This window comes from Pseudoalteromonas distincta, assembly GCF_005877035.1.
Classification (GTDB): domain Bacteria; phylum Pseudomonadota; class Gammaproteobacteria; order Enterobacterales; family Alteromonadaceae; genus Pseudoalteromonas; species Pseudoalteromonas distincta.
Genome location: NZ_CP040558.1, coordinates 2,507,778 through 2,528,973 on the forward strand (window position 1 = coordinate 2,507,778; position 21,196 = coordinate 2,528,973).

The 21,196-nt window shown below is 39.4% G+C and carries 22 protein-coding genes; 9 read left to right on the forward strand and 13 right to left on the reverse strand.

The window, feature by feature from the left end:
- Positions 1–786 precede the first annotated feature (786 nt).
- The 11 genes from nqrM to FFU37_RS11220 form a co-directional block, all read right to left on the reverse strand.
- Positions 787–999 carry a (Na+)-NQR maturation NqrM gene (gene nqrM, locus FFU37_RS11170; RefSeq protein WP_007376137.1) on the reverse strand — a complete coding sequence of 71 codons (213 nt, stop codon included), beginning with the start codon at positions 997–999 and terminating at the stop codon, positions 787–789.
- A 101-nt stretch (positions 1,000–1,100) separates the two neighbouring features.
- The gene (locus FFU37_RS11175; RefSeq protein WP_138489514.1) at positions 1,101–2,132 is read right to left on the reverse strand and encodes an FAD:protein FMN transferase; all 1,032 of its coding nucleotides are present in this window, start codon (positions 2,130–2,132) and stop codon (positions 1,101–1,103) included.
- 109 nt (positions 2,133–2,241) lie between these two features.
- Complete coding sequence (gene nqrF, locus FFU37_RS11180; protein WP_002958895.1) at positions 2,242–3,471, reverse strand: NADH:ubiquinone reductase (Na(+)-transporting) subunit F; 1,230 nt, start codon at positions 3,469–3,471, stop codon at positions 2,242–2,244.
- Between the two features lie 18 nt (positions 3,472–3,489).
- The gene (gene nqrE / locus FFU37_RS11185) at positions 3,490–4,098 is read right to left on the reverse strand and encodes an NADH:ubiquinone reductase (Na(+)-transporting) subunit E (protein ID WP_002958896.1); all 609 of its coding nucleotides are present in this window, start codon (positions 4,096–4,098) and stop codon (positions 3,490–3,492) included.
- A 10-nt stretch (positions 4,099–4,108) separates the two neighbouring features.
- On the reverse strand, positions 4,109–4,741 hold the full coding sequence (locus FFU37_RS11190; protein WP_002958897.1) for an NADH:ubiquinone reductase (Na(+)-transporting) subunit D: 633 nt from the start codon (positions 4,739–4,741) through the stop codon (positions 4,109–4,111).
- A complete protein-coding gene (locus FFU37_RS11195) occupies positions 4,741–5,493 on the reverse strand; it encodes a Na(+)-translocating NADH-quinone reductase subunit C (protein ID WP_002958898.1) in 753 nt (250 codons plus the stop codon). Before FFU37_RS11195 ends, FFU37_RS11190 begins: the two co-directional genes overlap by 1 nt.
- Complete coding sequence (locus FFU37_RS11200; protein ID WP_002958899.1) at positions 5,486–6,688, reverse strand: NADH:ubiquinone reductase (Na(+)-transporting) subunit B; 1,203 nt, start codon at positions 6,686–6,688, stop codon at positions 5,486–5,488. The genes FFU37_RS11195 and FFU37_RS11200 overlap by 8 nt, the downstream gene beginning before the upstream one ends.
- A 4-nt stretch (positions 6,689–6,692) precedes the next feature.
- Positions 6,693–8,036: a Na(+)-translocating NADH-quinone reductase subunit A gene (locus FFU37_RS11205; protein WP_024596562.1), complete on the reverse strand. Its 1,344-nt coding sequence runs from the start codon at positions 8,034–8,036 to the stop codon at positions 6,693–6,695.
- Between the two features lie 677 nt (positions 8,037–8,713).
- Positions 8,714–9,907 carry an enoyl-ACP reductase FabV gene (gene fabV / locus FFU37_RS11210; protein WP_138489515.1) on the reverse strand — a complete coding sequence of 398 codons (1,194 nt, stop codon included), beginning with the start codon at positions 9,905–9,907 and terminating at the stop codon, positions 8,714–8,716.
- Between the two features lie 113 nt (positions 9,908–10,020).
- A complete protein-coding gene (locus FFU37_RS11215) occupies positions 10,021–10,332 on the reverse strand; it encodes a BolA family protein (protein WP_024596564.1) in 312 nt (103 codons plus the stop codon).
- Between the two features lie 61 nt (positions 10,333–10,393).
- Complete coding sequence (locus FFU37_RS11220; RefSeq protein WP_039486798.1) at positions 10,394–11,005, reverse strand: alpha-ketoglutarate-dependent dioxygenase AlkB family protein; 612 nt, start codon at positions 11,003–11,005, stop codon at positions 10,394–10,396.
- Positions 11,006–11,047: 42 nt separating this feature from the next.
- Here FFU37_RS11220 and FFU37_RS11225 point away from each other — a divergent pair, with 42 nt between their 5' ends.
- Genes FFU37_RS11225 through FFU37_RS11240 form a run of 4 tightly spaced genes read left to right on the forward strand, consistent with a single transcriptional unit; the run spans position 11,048 to position 14,803 of the window.
- Complete coding sequence (locus FFU37_RS11225) at positions 11,048–12,190, forward strand: methyltransferase (protein ID WP_024604970.1); 1,143 nt, start codon at positions 11,048–11,050, stop codon at positions 12,188–12,190.
- Positions 12,191–12,751, forward strand: a complete 561-nt coding sequence (locus FFU37_RS11230) for a YajG family lipoprotein (protein WP_002958905.1) — start codon at positions 12,191–12,193, stop codon at positions 12,749–12,751.
- A 2-nt stretch (positions 12,752–12,753) separates the two neighbouring features.
- A complete protein-coding gene (locus FFU37_RS11235) occupies positions 12,754–13,374 on the forward strand; it encodes a peptidylprolyl isomerase (protein ID WP_138489516.1) in 621 nt (206 codons plus the stop codon).
- Between the two features lie 49 nt (positions 13,375–13,423).
- Complete coding sequence (locus tag FFU37_RS11240) at positions 13,424–14,803, forward strand: AmpG family muropeptide MFS transporter (protein ID WP_138489517.1); 1,380 nt, start codon at positions 13,424–13,426, stop codon at positions 14,801–14,803.
- A 70-nt stretch (positions 14,804–14,873) separates the two neighbouring features.
- On the opposite strand, the gene FFU37_RS11245 is transcribed toward FFU37_RS11240, so the two are convergent.
- The gene (locus FFU37_RS11245; RefSeq protein ID WP_002958908.1) at positions 14,874–15,113 is read right to left on the reverse strand and encodes a helix-turn-helix domain-containing protein; all 240 of its coding nucleotides are present in this window, start codon (positions 15,111–15,113) and stop codon (positions 14,874–14,876) included.
- A gap of 446 nt (positions 15,114–15,559) precedes the next feature.
- On the opposite strand from FFU37_RS11245, the gene FFU37_RS11250 reads away from it, so the two are divergent.
- Entirely contained in the window at positions 15,560–15,748 is a 189-nt protein-coding gene (locus FFU37_RS11250; RefSeq protein ID WP_024596569.1) for a hypothetical protein, read from the forward strand.
- Between the two features lie 49 nt (positions 15,749–15,797).
- Here the strand turns inward: FFU37_RS11250 and erpA are convergent, their stop codons facing one another.
- On the reverse strand, positions 15,798–16,136 hold the full coding sequence (erpA, locus tag FFU37_RS11255; protein ID WP_002958911.1) for an iron-sulfur cluster insertion protein ErpA: 339 nt from the start codon (positions 16,134–16,136) through the stop codon (positions 15,798–15,800).
- Between the two features lie 321 nt (positions 16,137–16,457).
- On the opposite strand from erpA, the gene FFU37_RS11260 reads away from it, so the two are divergent.
- From FFU37_RS11260 to hemL, 4 genes are all read left to right on the forward strand, one after another.
- Complete coding sequence (locus FFU37_RS11260) at positions 16,458–18,140, forward strand: chloride channel protein (protein WP_002958912.1); 1,683 nt, start codon at positions 16,458–16,460, stop codon at positions 18,138–18,140.
- Between the two features lie 15 nt (positions 18,141–18,155).
- Positions 18,156–18,590, forward strand: a complete 435-nt coding sequence (locus FFU37_RS11265; protein WP_002958913.1) for a CopD family protein — start codon at positions 18,156–18,158, stop codon at positions 18,588–18,590.
- 114 nt (positions 18,591–18,704) lie between these two features.
- The gene (locus FFU37_RS11270) at positions 18,705–19,721 is read left to right on the forward strand and encodes an aspartate carbamoyltransferase (protein ID WP_002958914.1); all 1,017 of its coding nucleotides are present in this window, start codon (positions 18,705–18,707) and stop codon (positions 19,719–19,721) included.
- 33 nt (positions 19,722–19,754) lie between these two features.
- Positions 19,755–21,035, forward strand: coding sequence for a glutamate-1-semialdehyde 2,1-aminomutase (hemL, locus tag FFU37_RS11275; protein WP_024596268.1), 1,281 nt, complete (start codon positions 19,755–19,757; stop codon positions 21,033–21,035).
- Positions 21,036–21,196: the final 161 nt, after the last annotated feature.

Here is a 21,196-nt window from a genome sequence, read left to right on the forward strand (position 1 = left end):
CCACCGAACTTGAGTTGCCTTTCACACTGACAACATCTTCACACACAATATAAAGATTCTTGGCTTACACTGCGTGGCAATTGTAGGGAATAAAAACAACTCAAGCTAAGTCACCACCGAACTTGAGTTGCCTTTCACACTGACAACATCTTCACACACAATATAAAGATTTTTGGTTTACATTACGTGGCAATTGTAAGGAATAAAAACAACTCAAACTCGTTCTTTATGGAAGTGAATCCACCGAACTTGAGTTGCCTTTCACACTGACAACATCTTCACACACAATATAAAGATTCTTGGTTTACACTACGTGGCAATTGTAGGGAATAAAAACAACTCAAACTCGTTCTTTATGGAAGTGAATCCACCGAACTTGAGTTGCCTTTCACACTGACAACATCTTCACACACAATATAAAGATTCTTGGTTTACACTGCGTGGCAATTGTAGAGAATAAAAACAACTCAAAACCAGTCACCACCGACCTTGAGTTGCCTTTCACACTGACAACATCTTCACACACAATATAAAGATTCTTTTAAGCGAGGCTAACTTTATGCCTCAAGCTTATGACGAGAGCCTTGCTCTTTGTCTATGGTTAAACTTTAGAGTGTTAGCTCCAATTTGACAAACGAGAAAAATAAACCTAATAGGTGAAAAAAACTAAACTATATACCTTTGTCTAATACATTTAGATTGGATTGCTTTGGAAGCTATGATGCGAAGGCGTTTTACAGGCACAAAAAAAGCGCTATAAAGCGCTTTTTAATATTTAAGACAGGCTTAAATAATTTGGTTTTCTTTCCAGGCTTGCTCTTTTGCTAAACGGTTTTTGCGTTTATCACATGGATCATCGCAATCACAGGCTTTATCAATACCAACCGAACCTAAACCACCACAGCTGCTTGCCATAGATTTTTTTTGCACGATCATACCAACGGCCATAGCCGAAACTATCAAAATTAGTAAGCCAAAAGTAAGAAGAAAAAGTGACATTGCTTAGCCCCTATTGATCAGCAATAAATTAAACTCAAATATTTTTGAGCGACTGCTATTATATACCCAAATAACACGGAAATAAACAAGTCAGCACCATACTATAAATAAGACTTAAATGCTGGGCTTGAGTAGGTAATTAAACCCTCTTTTGATTTACCTATTAAATAAACCGGTAAATCATGTTGCTCAGCATAAGCTTGCGCTTTTTGCATCCCCATTACAGTAAGTGCCGTCGCTAAACCATCTGCCGTCATAGCGCTTGGATGAAGCACAGTTACCGACACTAAGTCGTGCTTAATAGGCATACCTGTTGCTGGATCAATTAAGTGGGTATAGATCTCGCCATCCATTTTATAAAAAATACGATAATCACCCGATGTCGCTATACCACTTGTACCTGGCGATAAAACACGGTGTACCTTACGCTCTCCAGGTTGTGCATCTGGTTGCTCAATCGCGATTTTCCAATCCTGATTATTTGGCTTTTCACCCGCTATACGCAGCTCACCACCAATCTCAACCATGTAATTAGTAATGTCGTGGCTTTCTAATAACTGGGCAACTTTATCAATACCATAGCCCTTAGCTGTTGCCGAAAAAGAAAGCTCCAGTCCATTAACTGTTTTAGCCAGTCCTTGCTCATTTAAGATAAGTTTATCAATGCCTATTTTTTCAACCATACTTGCAAGCTCGTCATCACTTGGGCGATTAGTTGGTTTTTTATCAGGCCCAAAGCCCCATAAATCAATTAAAGGCCCCATTGTTACGTCGAGTGTTTTAGTCGATTCACCTAAGCGAATAGACTCGCTTATAACAGCCCTAAAATCTTCGCTAATTGGCATAACTTGATTTGCAGGTAATCTGTTAAATGTATTTATTTCAGAGTCTTCTATGTAAGTAGACATAGATTGGTTCACATCTTTTAAAACAGTGTCTATTTGCAGCTGTAGTTGTGAAGCCGATAGCTGGGCTTGCTCATCATAATATTTAATATGATAAGTGGTACCCATAGTCTTACCTTCTAAAAAGGTTTCTTTTAACTCTGGCTTTTCACCACACCCAGACAATAATAAAGTCAGTGTAATTAGTAAAAAGGCCATTATGCCCTGTGAAGTACTTACTCGATTCATAACAGCTCTACTTAATAGATTGATAAAATTAAAGAATAAAAAAAGCCTCGTAACACAAGTGCTACGAGGCTGGTATTTTAACCAAAACTAAACTGTTTTGGTATTAGTGTTAGCCACCGAAGTCATCTAGTAAGATATTTTCGTCTTCAACACCTAAATCTTTAAGCATAGTAATAACTGCCGCATTCATCATTGGAGGACCACACATGTAGTACTCACAATCTTCAGGCGCTTCGTGATCTTTAAGATAGTTCTCAAATAACACGTTATGGATAAAGCCAGTATAGCCTTCCCAGTTATCTTCAGGCTGTGGATCTGAAAGTGCTGTATGCCATACGAAGTTAGGATTTTCAGCGGCTAGGCCGTCAAAATCTTCTACGTAGAACATTTCACGCTCAGAACGTGCACCATACCAGAAGCTCATCTTACGTTTAGAGTTCAAACGTTTAAGTTGGTCAAAGATATGAGAACGCATTGGCGCCATACCAGCACCACCACCAACAAATACCATTTCTGCGTCAGTGTCTTTAGCAAAGAACTCACCAAATGGACCCGAAATAGTTACCTTGTCGCCTTCTTTAAGTGACCAAATGTACGAAGACATTTTACCACATGGCAAGCTAAGGTTTCTTGGAGGTGGAGCAGCAATACGCACGTTAAGCATAATGATGCCTTCTTCTTCTGGGTAGTTAGCCATTGAGTAAGCACGAATTGTTTCTTCGTCTACTTTTGACTCCAGATCGAAGAAACCAAAATGGTTCCAGTCGCCACGATACTCTTCAGGAACATCGAAATCTGCATATTTAACATGGTGAGGTGGAGCTTCGATTTGGATGTAACCACCCGCACGAAACGGCACTGACTCGCCATCTGGAATTTGCAGCTTAAGTTCTTTGATGAACGTTGCTTTGTTATCATTAGAGATAACTTCACAATCCCACTTCTTAACACCGAAAATTGACTCTTCAAGCTCAATTTCCATGTCATTTTTAACATTTACCTGACACGCTAAACGACAGCCTTCACGGGCTTCACCTTTAGATATGTGATCAAGCTCAGTTGGCAGAATATCACCACCACCTTCTTTAATATGTACACGACACTGACCACAAGAGCCACCGCCACCACAAGCAGATGATACAAATATACCTGACTCAGATAGTGCGCCTAAAAGCTTACTACCTGCTGATGTTTTAATGGCTTTATCTGGGTCGCCATTAATGCCGATGATAATATCGCCACTTGCAACTAACTGAGATTTAGCACCAATGATGACTAAAACCAGTAGTACAACGATAGCGATAAAAACACCAACGCCTAAGAAAATCTGATAATCCATGATTTATCCTCGCTACCTTTACAGTGAAATACCAGAGAATGACATAAAGCCAAGTCCCATTAAACCAACAGTGATGAAGGTAATACCTAAACCACGTAAGCCGTCAGGTACGTCTGAGTATTTCAGTTTCTCACGGATACCTGCAAGTAATGTAATTGCAAGTGCCCAACCAACACCAGCGCCAATACCATAAACAACAGACTCGCCGAAGTTATAGTTACGCTCAACCATGAATGATACCGCACCAAATATTGCACAGTTAACTGTGATAAGTGGTAAGAAGATACCTAACGCGTTGTATAGTGCAGGGAAAAACTTATCTAATGCCATTTCAAGAATTTGCACAAGTGCTGCAATAACACCAATGAAAGTTAAGAAACGTAAAAAGCTAAGATCTGCATCTGGGTAACCTAACCAAGTTAGTGAACCAGGTGCAAGTACCGCATGATAAACCAAGTTGTTTACAGGTACAGAAATACCCAATACAACTATAACCGCTATGCCTAGGCCAATTGATGTAGTTACTTTTTTAGATACCGCTAAAAAAGTACACATGCCTAAGAAGAATGACAACGCTAAGTTCTCAATAAAAACGGCTTTTACAAATAAACTAATATAATGTTCCACTATTTGCCCCTTACGCTTTAGCTTCTACTTGGTCTTTCTTATAAGTACGCAGTACCCATATGAATAAACCAATGATGAAGAATGCACTCGGTGGTAAGATCAATAGACCCATAGGCTGATACCAACCGCCATCTTGTACTAATGGGATAATATCAACACCGAATAGTGAACCCTTACCAAATAGCTCACGAATGAAACCAACAGTAAGTAGTACTACAGAGTAACCTAAGCCGTTACCAATACCGTCAAGGAATGACATAAGTGGTGGCGACTTCATCGCGTATGCTTCAGCACGACCCATTACGATACAGTTAGTAATGATTAGACCAACGAATACAGAAAGCTCTTTTGCAGTAGCATAAGAAAATGCCTGTAATACTTGGTCAACAACGATTACCAATGATGCGATAATTGTCATTTGTACGATGATACGTACAGATGATGGGATCTGGTTACGAATAAGCGAGATAAAGAAGCTCGAAAACGCAGTTACAAGTGTCAATGCAATTGACATAATTAACGCATTTTTTAAGCTAGACGTTACCGCTAGCGCAGAACAAATACCAAGTACTTGCAGCGCGATTGGGTTGTTAGCTAAAACCGGACCAAATAGGACCGCCTTCATTTCTTTAGTATCAGCCATTATTTCAATGCTCCTTTACGTACTTTCGCAAGGAAAGGGCCAAAGCCATTTTCGCCAGTCCAAAAATCAACTGCATGATCAACACCGTTAGACGTTAATGTAGCACCTGAAAGACCATCGATCTTATGCTCATCATTGCCCGCAGTACCTTTAACAATTTGAATTGGAAGTTCTTTACCTTCCCATGTAGCAGTCCACTGTGGATTTTGGATTTCGCCACCAAGACCTGGGGTTTCATTATGCTTGTAAAAGATAATGCCCTTAACTGTTTCACCATCGCTTTCAAGCGAGATAAAACCGTACATTAAGCCCCATAAGCCGTAGCCTTGGATAGGAAGAATGATTGCATCAACTGAGCCATCTTCTTTTTTAGAGATATACACCGGTGACTCTTTAGTCACACGTTGAATACCAGCAATATCTTTAACGCCTTTCTCTTGAAGAGAAACACTTAGCGCTGCATCATATTTGCTTTTTTCAAAGTCAAAGATTGTTGGGTCTGTATCTACAAACTCACCTGTAGTCATGTTTACAACGCGCGCTTCGATTTTTGCATCAAATGTTTCAAGAACATTTTCAACTTTGTCGATGCCCGCAGCAGCTAAGATATTGCTTTGAATATCTTTGTTTTTATTAGCTTGCTGTAAAGGACGAAGCTGTACAGAAGCAAACGATACAATGATTGCACACACTAAACATAGTGCTACAACAACTGATAACGTTTTGCCGATTGATTCGTTATTACTAGACATTACGTGCCAACCTCCGCTTAATATTAGCCTGCACTACAAAGTGATCGAACAGTGGAGCGAACAAGTTAGCAAATAAGATTGCTAGCATCATGCCTTCTGGGAAAGCAGGATTCACAACACGTATCATAACCACCATAAAGCCAATTAATAGACCATATGCTAATTTACCTTTGTCAGTAAATGCAGCTGATACAGGGTCAGTAGCCATAAAGAACATACCAAACGCAAAGCCACCAAGTACAAAATGCCAATACCAAGGCATTGCAAATACAGGGTTAGTTTCTGAGCCAACAGCATTTAATAAAAATGCAGTTGCTACCATACCTAGGAATACACCTAGTACGATGCGCCAAGAAGCGATACGAACGTAAATTAAGAACAAACCACCTACTAATAATGCAAGTGTAGATGTTTCACCTACAGAACCTTGAATGAAACCATAAAACGCATTCCACCATAATTCCATGTTTGCAAAGTCAAGTGTGCCAGCAAATGCTTGGCCTAGCATAGTTGCACCAGAGAAAGAATCTACTGCTGTCCATACTGTGTCACCTGAGATTTGAGCTGGGTATGCAAAGAATAAAAATGCACGACCGGCTAAAGCAGGGTTTAAGAAGTTACGGCCAGTACCACCAAAGATTTCTTTAGCGATTACTACACCAAACGTAATACCTAACGCAACTTGCCATAAAGGAATAGTTGCTGGCAAAATAAGTGCAAATAATACAGAAGTAACGAAGAAACCTTCGTTAATTTCATGCTTACGCACTGAAGCAAATATAACTTCCCAGAAACCACCTACTGCAAATGTTACAGCGTAGATAGGTAAGAAGAAACATGCTCCATAGAACATCTTAGCGCCCCAGCCTGCGTCAGCGGTTAACTCGCCACCGAATAACTGGAACAAACCAACTTGCCACGTGTTTGCTAGTTCAAAACCTTGTGCTAAAGCACCAGCGGCCTGATGACCGATATTGAACATACCAAAAAACATAGCTGGGAACGTCGCCATCCACACTAAAATCATCATACGTTTTAGGTCGATGTTATCGCGTACGTGTGTCGCGCCTTTATTTACGTAGCCTGGTGTATAAAAAATAGTTGCAGCTGCTTCATACAGTGCATAAAACTTTTCATATTTACCACCGGCTTCAAAATTCGGCTCGATATCTTCTAGATATTTTTTTAAACCCATCTCTCTAGCCTTCCTTCTCGATCGTAGTTAAGCAATCGCGTAGGATAGAACCATACTCGTATTTGCCTGGACAAACGAAGGTACATAACGCTAAATCTTCTTCATCAAGTTCAAGCGCGCCCAATGAAATTGCACTGTCTAAATCACGTGCAATTAAGTCACGTAATAATAAAGTAGGCAAAATATCTAACGGCATTACGCGCTCGTAGCTACCAATTGGTACCATGGCACGTTTTGAACCACCTGTTGACGTTGTCATTTTAAATAAACGACTTGGTGCAAGGTGAGAAAGGAATGTACGCGTTACAGAGAATTTATCACTACCTGGTGCAATCCAGCCAAACAATTCTTTTTCGCGACCTTCAAGTAAAACAGATACTTGAACGTGGTAACGACCTAAGAATGCATGAACACCGTTTGAAATAGAACCCGATAGAACAGAACCAGAAATAACGCGGTTATCTCCGTCTTCTAACTCACCAGCCACTAAATCATCCAATGAAGCACCTAATTGTGTTTTCACTAAACGTGGGTTTTTAACGCGAGGACCTGCAAGCGAAATAACACGATTTGTGTAAATTTCACCAGTAAGGAATAAGTGACCATACGCAATAACGTCTTGGTAACCAATATGCCAAACTTGTTTGCTAACAGAAACTGCATCAAGATGATGGATATGAGTGCCAACGAGGCCAGCCGGATGCACACCACCAAACTCATGTACTTCTACTTGAGCTATAGATGAGCTAGGAACTTGGCTGCCTGCTTTTTTACACACAAATACTTTGCCATCGGTCAAACGCGAAACAACTGCAAGACCCGCTTCAAATGCTTGCGCATTTTCTGCAATAATTACTGCAGGATCTGCAGCTAATGGGTTTGTGTCGATTGCGGTCACAAAAATAGAACTAGGATTTGCATCCACAGCCGCTACTTTGCTGAATGGGCGAACACGAAGTGCTGTCCATTGACCAGACTGGATAAGTACTTCTTTGGCTTTTTCGCGCTCTAAGCTCGGAAGCTCGTCTGCTTTGAAAGAGTCAAAGGTGATTTGCTCACTGCCTGCTACTTCAATAACAACAGATTGCAGCACACGTTTAGCACCACGATTTATTTCTTTTACTGTACCAGAAGCTGGAGCAGTAAATAGGACGCCTGGGTTCTTTTTATCTTCAAAAAGTACCTGGCCTTTTTTGACTTGGTCATCCACACGAACATGCATGGTTGGACGCATACCGATAAACTCTTCGCCAAGCACAGCTACACGTTTGACAGCAGAACCGTCATGTATAACTTGCTGTGGCGCGCCCTCTAAGGGTAAATCCAGACCTTTTTTTATGTTGATCATACGCACTTGCATTACATTAAAGGAAAGAAACTGAAAAATCGTATCAACCACGTCGCCATTTGAGTTATTCCAAGTTATATCAAGGTACAAAAGAGCAGCTTGCTAGAGATATCAAACAAGCAACGTAGTAAAACTCATCACATATTGTCGAGATTTTAACATCATTTTAGATGACTATGCGAGTGTATTTATGAAAATTATACGACAGAAACACTTATTTAGTTTTGTTAAGTGAATTAAATAAAAATCAAGCTAGACCAAAGTGGTAGCCTAAGCAATTATCATTCCTGATTTCATTGTAAATTCAACAAATCGCATAATACAAAAAAAGCCGCGATAGCGGCTTTTTATAACTAGGGCCTGTTGACCTTTCAGGATTAAAATTTGTTCAATCTAGGGGCTATTTAATCGCGGCGTGAGGTTTGTAACCTAGTGGGCTAAGTAAAAACCGAGCAAAGCTTCCGCGTCCTGCTCACGCCCCTTACCTACATCCATGTAGGCAACAAAGAGTAAATAGCCCCTAGGCAGTACCCTTTGGGCAGCGCATGTTTGGCATTTATTCCACGTTATCGCCCCATTTATGGGGAATAACCACACTACACAGGCTCTGCCTTGCCTAAATACCAAACAGACTGCTGCAAATTTAACCTCGAAAGATAAACAGGCCCTAAGTTCTGTTAGTCAATCATATTGGCAATTGGCTTAACTGAATCTACATCTTGATCGTAGTCAACACTATCTATACCAAAACCAAATAAGCGTAAAAACTCATTATGGTAACCAACATAATCTGTTAGCTCATCAATGCTGCTTGTATCTACTTTATCCCAAACAGCTTGCACGCGAGCTTGCACGTCGTCTTCTAGCTCTTTGTAGTTTTGGAATAAATGTCCACCGTCGTCAAAGCGAGGTGATTCACCATACAAGTTTTCACTAAATAAAGCGTGAATTTGCTCAATAGTGCCTTCGTATGTGCCATCTGCTTTCATAACTTTAAATAAAGCAGAGATATATAACGGCATAATAGGAATAGCAGAACTTGCTTGCGTTACCACAGCATTAAGTGATGAAACATATGCCTCACCATTTAAATCTTTTGTTGATTCTTTAATAGCAGCGGTTGCACGGTCTAGATCTTCTTTAGCCTTACCAATAGTAGCGTGTCCGTATATTGGCCATGTTAGCTCTTTACCAATATAAGTGTACGCAGTCGTTTTAAAGTTATCGGCTAATACATCCGCTTCTTTTAATGCGTCAATCCACATTTCCCAATCTTCACCGCCCATTACTTTAATGGTGTTGTCGATATCGTCTTGGTTTGCAGCTTCAACAGTAATTTCATCAATTTCACGCTTTGATGTATTTAAGTTTTTAGTAGTAACGGCATTTCCAATTGGCTTAAGCGTAGATGAGTATACTTCGCCCGTATTTGGGTCTGTACGACGAGGAGACGCTAAACTGTAAATAATACAATCTACTTTGCCCAAATCTGCTTTAATAGTGTCGATTGCTTTTTGTTTAATTTCGTTAGAAAACGCATCGCCATTAATATTTTTAGACCAAAGGCCTGCTTCGTCTGCTGCATCTTGAAAAGCAGCGGTATTGTACCAACCAGCAGAACCTGTTTTGCGATCTGTACCTTCTTTTTCAAAGAAAATACCTAATGTTTTAGCACCACCACCAAACGCAGCTGTAATGCGCGAAGCCAAGCCGTAGCCTGTTGATGCGCCAATAACTAATACATTTTTTGGTGCATTTTTTAATGCGCCTTGTTGTTTTACATAGTTAATTTGTTCTTGAACATGCTCTGCACAACCAGCTGGATGTGCGTTTGTGCAGATAAATCCACGAATTTTAGGCTTAATGACCATTGATCATCCTATATCTTTTACAATAAAAATTAGCGCTAGTTTAAAGGCTAATACTAAAAACACTGATCTGATCAGTTAACCACAAGTGTAACAATCAAATCGCTATTAATTATTTAAGCTAATTTAGAGCCGCCCATACAATTAGGTGAATCAGGTGCCTCGCCGCCCTGCTCTGTATACTCATCGGGTGTATATGTATGAATTGCGAGTGCATGAATATGATTTGCTAATTCATCTTTTAGAATTTCATTAATTTCACGATGGCGCTGCAATAAACGTTTACCTGTAAAACCTTCGCTAACCACTATTACTTTAAAGTGTGATTCAGTGCCCGCACTGTGCATATGGCTTTCGTTAATTACGTTTAAATGTTTACACGCAATAGCGTTGCTTATTTTTTCTTGGATCTGTTGCTGCATTGACATAAAAGACCGTTTTAATTAGCTAATTTATACACTTACTATAACAATTTAACGCAGCGCTTGGCTAACTAAATTGCTTTTGTTTAATGTGCTTAATAAATCGGTAAGTTAAACTTATTCGGGGATGTGCAAGCGTTGTTTGCTTAGGTATTGCATGTTGATAATCTCGCTGGCTATGTCCATTCATTATTAAACAGCTGCCACTTTGTAATTTTAAGTCGGTTACTTTATTGCTCGCCTTGTGCTTTAACTTTAGAATCCGATCAGCTCCTAGAGAGACACACACAATTGTTGGTTTATCACCAAGCTCTATTTCATCATCACTGTGCCAGCCCATCGTATCATTACCATCTCGGTAGTAATTAACGAGTAATGAGTTTAGAGGCTGATTTAAGTGCGCCTCTAAACGCCTTCTCATATTAAGTAACAATTCATCCCATGGCTCTACTATTTGCTTACTACTTGAATAGCCGTATTCAATATTTAAATCGCTCATGAAGCATTGTAGCCGTGGAATAGGCCCCGTTTTACCATAAACAGTTACATCGGGTTGCTGCCAACGTAGGTTTTTTTGCAAATAATAAAATAGATCGAGGCTTTTTTGTGCACTAAGTGCCCTACTTTGATAAGAAAAGCCATTTGGTAACTGTTGGGGGTTGGCGTTTTGCCGTTGCATGTTAGAATTTACCTACATTAGATTACTGATCAACGAACCATTATGACGACGCAAGCCCAGCTAGGCGATAAAACCTTTACTCTTGAACGCTTTCCTTTGGATCAAAAAAACCGCAGCTTACAAGCGTGGGATTCGGCAGATGAGTACCTTATCAATTATGTTAACGAACATCACCCTGATTGTCGCTCATTGCTTATTTTAAACGATAGCTTTGGTGCACTTGCTTGTTATTTTAATAAGTTAACGGTTTGTTCAGTTAACGATTCTTATATTAGCCACCAAGCTGCGGCTTATAACTTACAAGAAAACAAACTGCCTACAGCAGATTTTACACAATTAGATAGTTTGTCTGCATTACCGCAGGATGTTGATTTAGTACTTATTAAAATCCCTCGTAATGTAGGTTTTTTACAGTTTCAGTTAAGTGAACTCAGTGAAGTCCTTGCACCTGGTACGCCAGTAATTGCCGCAGGTAAAACAAAAGAAATTCATAACTCAACAATAAAATCATTTGAGCAATTTATTGGTGAAACAAAAACTAGCCTAGCAGTTAAAAAATCCCGTCTTATATTAAGTACAGCTAAAGGCGGATATAAAGCAGCAGACTTCCCTGTAACGTGGGAGCTTGAAGGTACTGAGTTTAATATAACAAACCATGCAAATGTGTTTTCGCGTGATTCGTTAGATATTGGTGCACGCTTCTTTTTTAACTACTTACCAGAAACACCAAAAGCTAAAAGCATTATTGATTTAGGCTGTGGTAACGGAGTTGTTGGATTAATGACGCTTGCTCGTTGCCCTAATGCATCAGTTACCTTTGTTGATGAGTCTTACATGGCAGTAGAGTCGGCTCGGTTAAATGTAGAAATTAACCTAGGCGATAAATTTGATAACTGCGAGTTCATCGAAAACGACTGTTTAACAGGCTTTGAAAGAGACAGTGTAGATATGGTGCTTTGTAACCCTCCATTTCACCAAGCTCAGGCCGTTACCGACCACATTGCTTGGCAAATGTTTAAACAAGCAAAAGATACTTTAAAAGAAGGCGGCGAGCTGCGTATTATTGGTAATCGTCATTTAGATTATCATGATAAATTAAACCGTATGTTCGGCAACTGTAAGTTGTTAGGTTCAAACAAAAAGTTTGTCGTTTTAAGTGCAACAAAAAATAGTGGAATGCTATAAATGAAAATAACAAACATTATAATTGGGTGTTGTGTATTACTGATACTTGGTGGCTGCGCGAATCAGCCTAGCCAAGTAATACTTAACCCTGTTTATAAAAATGGTCAAATAAGCACTATAAATAGTAGCTTAAGTACTAGTGTAATTGATTTACGTGGCGATACATCAACACTTAAACTTATTGAGTCAGACAAAACTAAAACCTTTGCAAGCCAAGGTATTACCAGCTCTATTAAAAGTGTGTTAGACAGCGCCCTTAGCCGCAATGGAGCCAGTATTTCTAACTTAGCAACGGTTCGCTTTGAAGTAGATATTCATGCATTGCAAGCTGTTGTAACCGAAAAGCTAGTGAGCCATACCAGCGAAGCCCACATAGAACTTGGCGTGCGTGTTATTCGCGCCTCAAGTAACTTTAGTAAAGTGTATAGAGGTAGTGCTAATTTAGAAGGCCCATTTAGTCATGAGCGAGCAAAAATAGAAGGTCAGCTCAATAAGTTGACTGAGCAAGTTATTACCCGCATTGTATCTGACCCTGAATTAATAGAATTTTTAGAAGGTTAACTATGAAACGACTTTTTTTAATCTGCTTAGGCCTATTCTTTAGTGTAAGTAGCTTAGCAGCCCAAGAAGGCCGCTTTGTGCAAAAGGACAACATTTTTCCACGCGTAGAAATTGTAACCTCAATGGGTAGCATCGTGGTTGAGCTAGATCGTTCTAAAGCGCCCATCACAGTCAATAATTTTTTAACTTACGTGTCAGATAAAAGTTATCAAGGTAGCGTTTTTCACCGTATTGAGCGCGATGTAGAAAATGATCGCGACTTTGTTATTCAAGGTGGCGGTTACGATAAAGACTATGATGGCCTACATGAAAATGACCCTATTTTTAATGAAAGCGGTAACGGTTTAAAAAACGATATGTATAGCATTGCTATGGCCTATCAAGATAGACAACCGCACTCAGGAACTCGCCAATTCTTTTTTAATATGGATAATAACGATCACCTAAATCCAGGGAAAGATTGGGGCTTTGCAGTATTTGGTAGCGTAATGGATGGTTACGACACGCTTGATAAAATTATGACTGTTGAAACCGGTTTTAATGAAAAAATTGGCTACGATTTCGTACCTAAAAAACCTGTTGTCATCTTAAATATTAAAGTGCTTGAACAAATCCCACTATAATTTTTTAAGAGCAGCTTAGCTGCTCTGCATCAAAGCCAATGAAGGCCCTATGAGCAAATCTCTCTCTATTAGCGAATATTTTTCTTACTTTAAAGACAAACGCTTAATCCACATTTTCATATTTGGTATGAGTAGCGGTTTTCCGTGGGTTTTAATTGGCTCTGTTATGTCTGCTTGGCTAAAAGATGAAGGGCTAAGTCGCAGTATGATAGGCCTATTTGGCATTGTATTTGGCGCTTACAGCATAAACTTTTTGTGGTCACCACTCATTGACCGTACAAAACTTCCTATTTTATATAAATGGCTAGGCCAACGTCGCAGTTGGATACTATTTTGCCAAAGTTTTATTTTTATTGGCACCTTGCTATTAGCAGGGCTTGATTTAAAAGCTAATTTGGCAATTGTTGCTGCGATTTGTTTATTAATCGCCATTGCTTCGGCTACTCAAGACATTGCTATTGATGCCTTTAGAATAGACACCCTAAGCGAAAGCGAATCACACAAAGCAACCGCTGCAGCCGCCATGGCAACTTCGGGTTGGTGGACAGGTTATGCACTTTTAGGCGCCATTCCATTTTACATGGCCGATATCCCCTCGCTCGACTGGCCACAAATTTATTACTTTTTAGCTGCCGTAATGCTGCTGTTAATGAGTGGAGCACTTTTTGCAAAAGAGCCCGAAACTAATCGCGAAGCAGTACATGCTGAACTTGAGCGTGTGTACCTTAAAAAACTGTCCTCTACAAAACAAACTCCTTTAACAAAAACTGTTGCGTGGCTTGCGGTAACCGTTATTGATCCCTTTAGAGCTTTTTTTACTAAAAATGGCGTTAAAACAGCACTAGCATTACTTGCGTTTATTTTCTTATTTAAAATAGGCGAAGCGTTTTTAGGGCGCATGTCGATTGTGTTTTATAAAGAAATTGGTTTTAGTAATAGCGATATAGCTACATTTTCGAAGGTAGGTACAGCGGTACTTACAATCATATTTACCTTTGTTGGCAGTTTATTTAATCAAAAATATGGCATTGTTAAGGGTTTATTTGTAAGTGGTATTGCAATGGCTGCTTCAAACTTAGCCTTCTCGTGGATTGCTTTAGTTGGCCCTGACCTAAGGCTGTATGCCTTTGCTATTGTTATTGATGGCTTTACGCAAGCGTGGTCGTTGGTCGCTATGGTGGCCTTTATATCGATGTTATGCGATAGAGCATTTAGTGCAACGCACTATGCATTACTGGCGTCATTAGGGAATTTAGGACGAACATTGCTTTCAAGCTACAGTGGTGTAGTAATTGATGATTGGTTAATGGGAAATTGGTCGCTGTTCTTTATTTTAACAGCCTTAATGGTTTTACCTTCGTTGATATTTTTATATCTGATTAGGCATAAGTTGTATGAGCTTGAGAAGAATTACCACAAAAATATTTAATGCATCCCTGCATTAACATATTGCTTAGCACTATCAAGTGCCCCTTAAAGTGTACTAAGCAATTATTGAGTTAATCTACTTTTAGCAAGCTAAGTGCTTCATGTGGATCAACTTCTAGAGCTGTACAATAGCGAACAAACTCAATGACATCTAAGCGGCGTTCTTGATTTTCAATCTTGCCGATAAACGAATGAGGCGTTCCAAGCACTTGTGCTAGGCTTCGCATTGTATGACCCTTTTCATGGCGCTTAGTTTTAAGCCACTTTGTTAGCTTTGCATTTTCTTCAGAAGAAACTGTTTTGCCCATCATTTTACATCTCCTACTAGATGATTTGACGTACCTATTAAAGCAGTAGTTTCTATCAATAGCCGTAGGCAGGTAAGCAGTCATACTTTCAATAGCAAGCTATTGCTTAATAAAGCATGTGTTGCTACTCACTCCACCAACACAGCTAAAAACTACGCTAATAATATGGTAAAAATTTGTTTTTATTGAGAATGAAATTTTGCCCGTCTCATTCTTGGATACATTATATACTATTAACACTTTGGTTAAATAATTAATTACATACTCGGTACAAAATCAACCTGAACGAACATTTATAAACACTGAATATTTAACCTAAGTTATCAGAAAATATTAAAAAAATAATATTACCTTCATAAAACAGCTTAAAAATATTTATAACATATTTGTTCCTTTTTAATGTTACACGTTTATTATTAAGCAATAATTTGCACTAAAAAGGCCAAGTAATGTTCAGACTTCTTTTTTTATTACCTATCGTGTTGTGTTTAGGTTGGTACTTTTTTTTGCGCCACAACGGCGTACCAATTAAACAAGGTAAAAAAGGCTTTATGTATATTTTAGCGTTTTCAGCCTTTGTGCTCGGCTTTTTTGTATTGATAATGCAAATTACCGAATACGCACCAACTGATTTGTAGGCATTAAAAAAGCCGCAAAAGCGGCTTTATTCTATTTAGCGTTTGGCGGTTAAACGCTAAAGCTTGCACCACAACCACAAGTTGTTGTTGCATTTGGATTAGATACAAAAAAGCGTGCGCCTTCTAATCCTTCAGTGTAATCAACCTCACCATCAACCAAATATTGAATGCTCATTGGATCAATAACGAGTGTTACACCATTTTTTACAATTTCTAAATCGCCAGGATTCGCTTTTTCATCAAAAGTAAAACCATATTGAAAACCAGAACAACCACCGCCTGTTACATAAACACGCAGTTTTAAGTCTGGGTTTTCTTCTTCGTCGATTAACTGTTTAACACGAACAGCAGCTGCATCGCTGAACTTAATTGGTAATTCTTCAGACATTTTAAAACCCTCAATATCGCAATGGCGTGATTATCTAATACCCGAGTGTTTTAATCAAGTATAGTAAAACAACTCTTTCCTCTAAGTTATATCTATAAATTAGTAAAAAAGTGGCCAAACATTAACTAGCTAAAATAATACTTAAGCAAACTAAAAGCGACCTTTATACGCTATAAACTCATTAAATATTTTAGTTATAGGCAATAGGTCTTAATCTTCATTGCAAATTGTTAATATAAGTTACGAAAATTTCAAAATCACAAGGACTTAGCTAAACTCTTTTGCTAAAATGCTGATGAAAAATACAGCGAGGAATTATGCATGTGGCTTGAGCAACTCAGGCGTCGGCTGGCAAAACCTAAAACATCTGTACAATTATGCTTATTAGGCGTAGTTGCCGGATTAATTGCTGCATTTTTTATTATTTTATTTCGCTTAACCATTCTGTTTTTCCAAAGCTTATTTTTAGAAACACCTGACGACTTTACTACCCTACCAACACTTGAACGTGTACTAATGCCTTTAGTTGCTGCATTACTAATAGCCACGTTTGCTGCCTTTACTGGGTTTAAACATTACCGCTTGGGTATCCCCTTCGTTATACACAGAATTAAACGTCACTACGGGCAAATGCCTTTATACAATACGGTTAATCAATTTGTTGGTGGCGCACTTGCTCTCATTAGCGGTTTTTCAGTTGGCCGAGAAGGGCCTTCCGTGCATATGGGCGCAACGGGGGCGAGTATTTTGGCAGATAAGCTGCATTTACCGCATAATGCCATGCGTACTCTAAGTGGTTGTGGAGTAGCGGCAGGTATAGCCGCGTCGTTTAATACTCCACTTGCAGCCGTTATTTTTGTAATGGAAGTGGTACTTCGTGAATATAAAGTACACATATTTGTACCTATCATGCTTGCCGCTGTTACTGGCGCACTGGCCACACAGTTTGTTTTTGGTGAAGGTTCAGAGCTTGCACTCATTACCATAGCGCCATTGAGTGGTTGGCATTACCCTTATTTAATATTATGCGGCATGGCGCTGGGTGCTATTGCATTTAGCTTTAATCAAAACTTAATGCTAATTATTAAAACATTTAAACCTTTAAGTATGTTCCCTCGTTTATTAATTGCAGGATGCATTGCCAGCTTAATAGCTTACGCAGTACCTCATGCTATGGGCTCTGGTATGAGCGCAATAACTATCGCGGTTGAATCTCCTGATGACGTAAAGCTACTCACAACTATTTTAATCGCTAAACTACTTGCTACATTGTTTGCTATCGGTTTGGGTATTCCGGGCGGTTTAATTGGTCCGGTAATTGGACTTGGCGTATTAATTGGTACATTAATGGCTTTTTTTGCTCAGTTTATTAGTCCTGGCACTGATATAGCGGGTACTTATGGCGTGTTAGGTATGGCTGGATTAATGGCCGCCACATTGCATGCGCCACTAGCTGCTTTAACAACAGTCATGGAGCTTACATCGTCACCTGAAATAATTGTTCCAGCTATGCTTGTGATCACCACGGCCTATGTAACAGCATTACAGTTTTTTGGAAATCGCTCCATATTTTTGCAGCAACTAGATTTTCAGGGATTACCGTATCATGTATCTCCCGCTACCGAAGCATTACAAAAAGTGGGGATAATGGATGATATGGATGAAGACTTTAAATTGCTTTATTCAGACGATAAAGTGCAAATAAAAAGCACATTAGATGCCATGGATAGCCAAACTCCGTTAATTGTTTTTGACGAAGAAAATGGCTATCGTCTCGCTGAATACGATTTAACTCTAATGTCTAATGAAACAATAAATATAAATTATATTAGCTTGCAGGGCATCAGTAGTCAGGCCACCCTAGCCGATGCTTTCGATATCCTAAAAGATAAAAGAAGTGGCGCGCTTTACGTTTATAACCTTTTAGATAATCAACAAATTATGGGGCTATTACGCTGGGATCAAATTCATCATATTTTAACCATTCGTAACAGCTTACTTTAAACAATAAGGACTATTATGAGCGCATTATTGATTTATAAAACACTCCACATATTTTTTATGATTGCGTGGTTTGCCGGTATTTTTTACTTGCCTCGATTATTTGTATATCACGCTATGAGCGAGGAAAGATCATGCAACTCTATGTTAAAAGTTATGGAGCGCAGACTACTTTATTTCGTTACCCCATTTGCTGTATTAACCGCTGTATTTGGTGTATTAACCATTGTTGAATATGGTCGTGATTGGTTTAGATACAGTATGTGGTTGCACTATAAACTAGTGCTGGTGATCATATTATATATATACCACGGCTACTGTTTTAAGTTATTAAATGACTTTAAACATGACCGCAACACTAAGACAGACCGCTTTTACCGTATTTTTAACGAGCTCCCAGTTATTGCGTTGCTCATCATAGTGGCGCTTGCGGTAATAAAACCTAATTTATAAGCTTTGCGGCGCATGTTAAACTTCGCTGCAATTTACAATACTTGCTTTAACACGCGCGATTGCGTGCTCCATTTATGGATTATCGCGCCCATTTGATTGATTAGGAATAACCCCATGTTAAGTTTCCAAGGTGAGCATATACTGTCTGTAAATCAGCTAGACAGAGACTGCATTGAACGTATTTTTGCAGTAGCAAAAAAAATGGAGCCTTATGCTAAAAAGCAAAAGCAAACTACGGTGCTAGAAGGCGCTATTTTAGCTAATTTGTTTTTTGAACCAAGCACTCGTACACGAGTTAGCTTTGGCACCGCCTTTAATTTACTTGGCGGTGGCGTACGTGAAACTACAGGTATGCAAAGTTCAGCCCTTGCTAAGGGTGAGTCTCTTTACGATACCGCCCGCGTTATTTCAGCTTATGCTGACGCTGTTGCTATGCGCCATCCTGATGCAGGCTCAGTTAGTGAATTTGCTGACGGCTGTACTGTACCCGTTATTAATGGCGGCGACGGCCCAAATGAGCACCCTACTCAAGCATTGCTTGACTTATTAACCATTGAGCGCGAATTACATCGTTTTGGTCAAAATATTGATGGTATGCATATAGCGCTTGTGGGCGATTTAAAGTATGGCCGCACAGTGCATTCTTTATCTAAACTATTGTGCCATTATAAAAACGTAAAGTTTTCGATGGTCGCGCCTGACGGCTTACAAATGCCAACAAGCATTTTAGATGCAGTAGAAAATGCTGGCCATAAAATTGAGCTAGTAAATAAGATGGAAGGTAATTTAGCAGCCGATATTGTTTACCAAACACGTATTCAAGAAGAGCGTTTTCCTTCGCAAGAAGAAGCAAATAAATACCGTGGCGGCTTTAGGATTAGCCAATCTATTTACAGCGCCCACTGTAAGCCTAACTCAGTATTAATGCATCCTCTTCCACGTGATAGTCGCTTAGAAGCCAACGAGCTTGATAACGACTTAAACAGTAACGACAATTTAGCAATATTTCGCCAGGTACAAAATGGCGTATTAATTCGTATGGCACTGTTTGCTTTAACACTCGGCGTAGAAAACAAAGTCGATAAGTATGAAGTAGACGTACCTTGGTTTAGCCGCAAACGCGACAGCTAACCCCCTTTTAAGTGACAATTTATAGGATTTTTCATGACAATTAGCCAAGACTTATTTGAACGCGCCCAAGCTTCTATTCCTGGTGGCGTAAATTCACCAGTTCGTGCTTTTAATGGTGTAGGCGGTACGCCACTATTCATTACAAAAGCAGAAGGCGCGTTTACATTTGATGCCGACGGTAATCGTTACATTGATTATGTTGGCTCTTGGGGGCCTATGATCATGGGCCATAACCACCCTGCAATTAAACAAGCCGTACACGAAGCTGTAGAAAATGGCCTTAGCTATGGCGCACCAACTGAAGCCGAAATATTAATGGCTGAAAAAGTAAAAGAGCTAGTTCCATCAATCGAAAAAGTACGCATGGTTAGCTCAGGCACTGAAGCGACAATGAGTGCAATTCGTTTAGCACGTGGCTTTACCGGTCGCGATAAAATATTAAAATTTGAAGGTTGTTACCACGGTCACGCTGACTCGTTATTAGTTAAGGCAGGCTCTGGTGCACTAACAATGGGTGTGCCTAATTCTCCAGGTATTCCTGAAGACTTTGCTAAGCATACACTTACAGTTTCGTTTAATAATCTAGATGAAGTAAAAGCTATTTTTGCAAAATACGCAGACGAAATTGCCTGTATTATTGTAGAGCCAGTAGCCGGTAACATGAACTGTATTCCACCAGTGCCTGGATTTTTAGAAGGTTTGCGTGATGTATGTGACGAATATAAATCAGTACTTATTTTTGATGAAGTAATGACAGGCTTTCGTGTTGCACTTGGCGGTGCACAAGCTTATTACAACATTAAACCAGATCTTACGTGTTTAGGTAAAGTAATTGGCGGCGGCATGCCAGTTGGCGCGTTTGGTGGTAAAACTGAAATAATGGATTACATTGCGCCTGTAGGACCAGTTTACCAAGCAGGTACTCTTTCTGGTAACCCTATTGCAATGGCTGCAGGTTTAAAATCACTTGAGCTATTAAGTGAGCCTGGCCTTCACGATAAGTTAGAAGCTATTTCAAAAGCAATTTGTGAAGGCTTTGAAGCTGGTGCTAAAAAAGCCGGTGTTGCGCTAACAACTAACTATGCGGGCGGCATGTATGGATTCTTTTTTACTGATGCTGAAAAAGTAACAACCTACAAGCAAGCAACTGAGTGTGACCTAGAGCGCTTCAAACGTTTTTTCCACCTTATGCTTGAAGAAGGCGTTTACCTTGCCCCATCAGCATTTGAGGCTGGTTTTGTATGTGCTGCGCATACTGAGCAAGAAGTAAAAGACACAATAGCGGCAGCGGAACGCTCGTTTGCTAAACTTTAAGCTAAAAATTACTATTTATACATTTGTAACCACTTGTTTTTAAGTATGTAATTAAGACTAAAGATTGAAAAAAGCCCGAAAGGGCTTTTTTTATTTGTAATGTACTATAAATGAATGATAATTAAGCATAACAAGGTCTATTCACCTTTACCCTATTACAA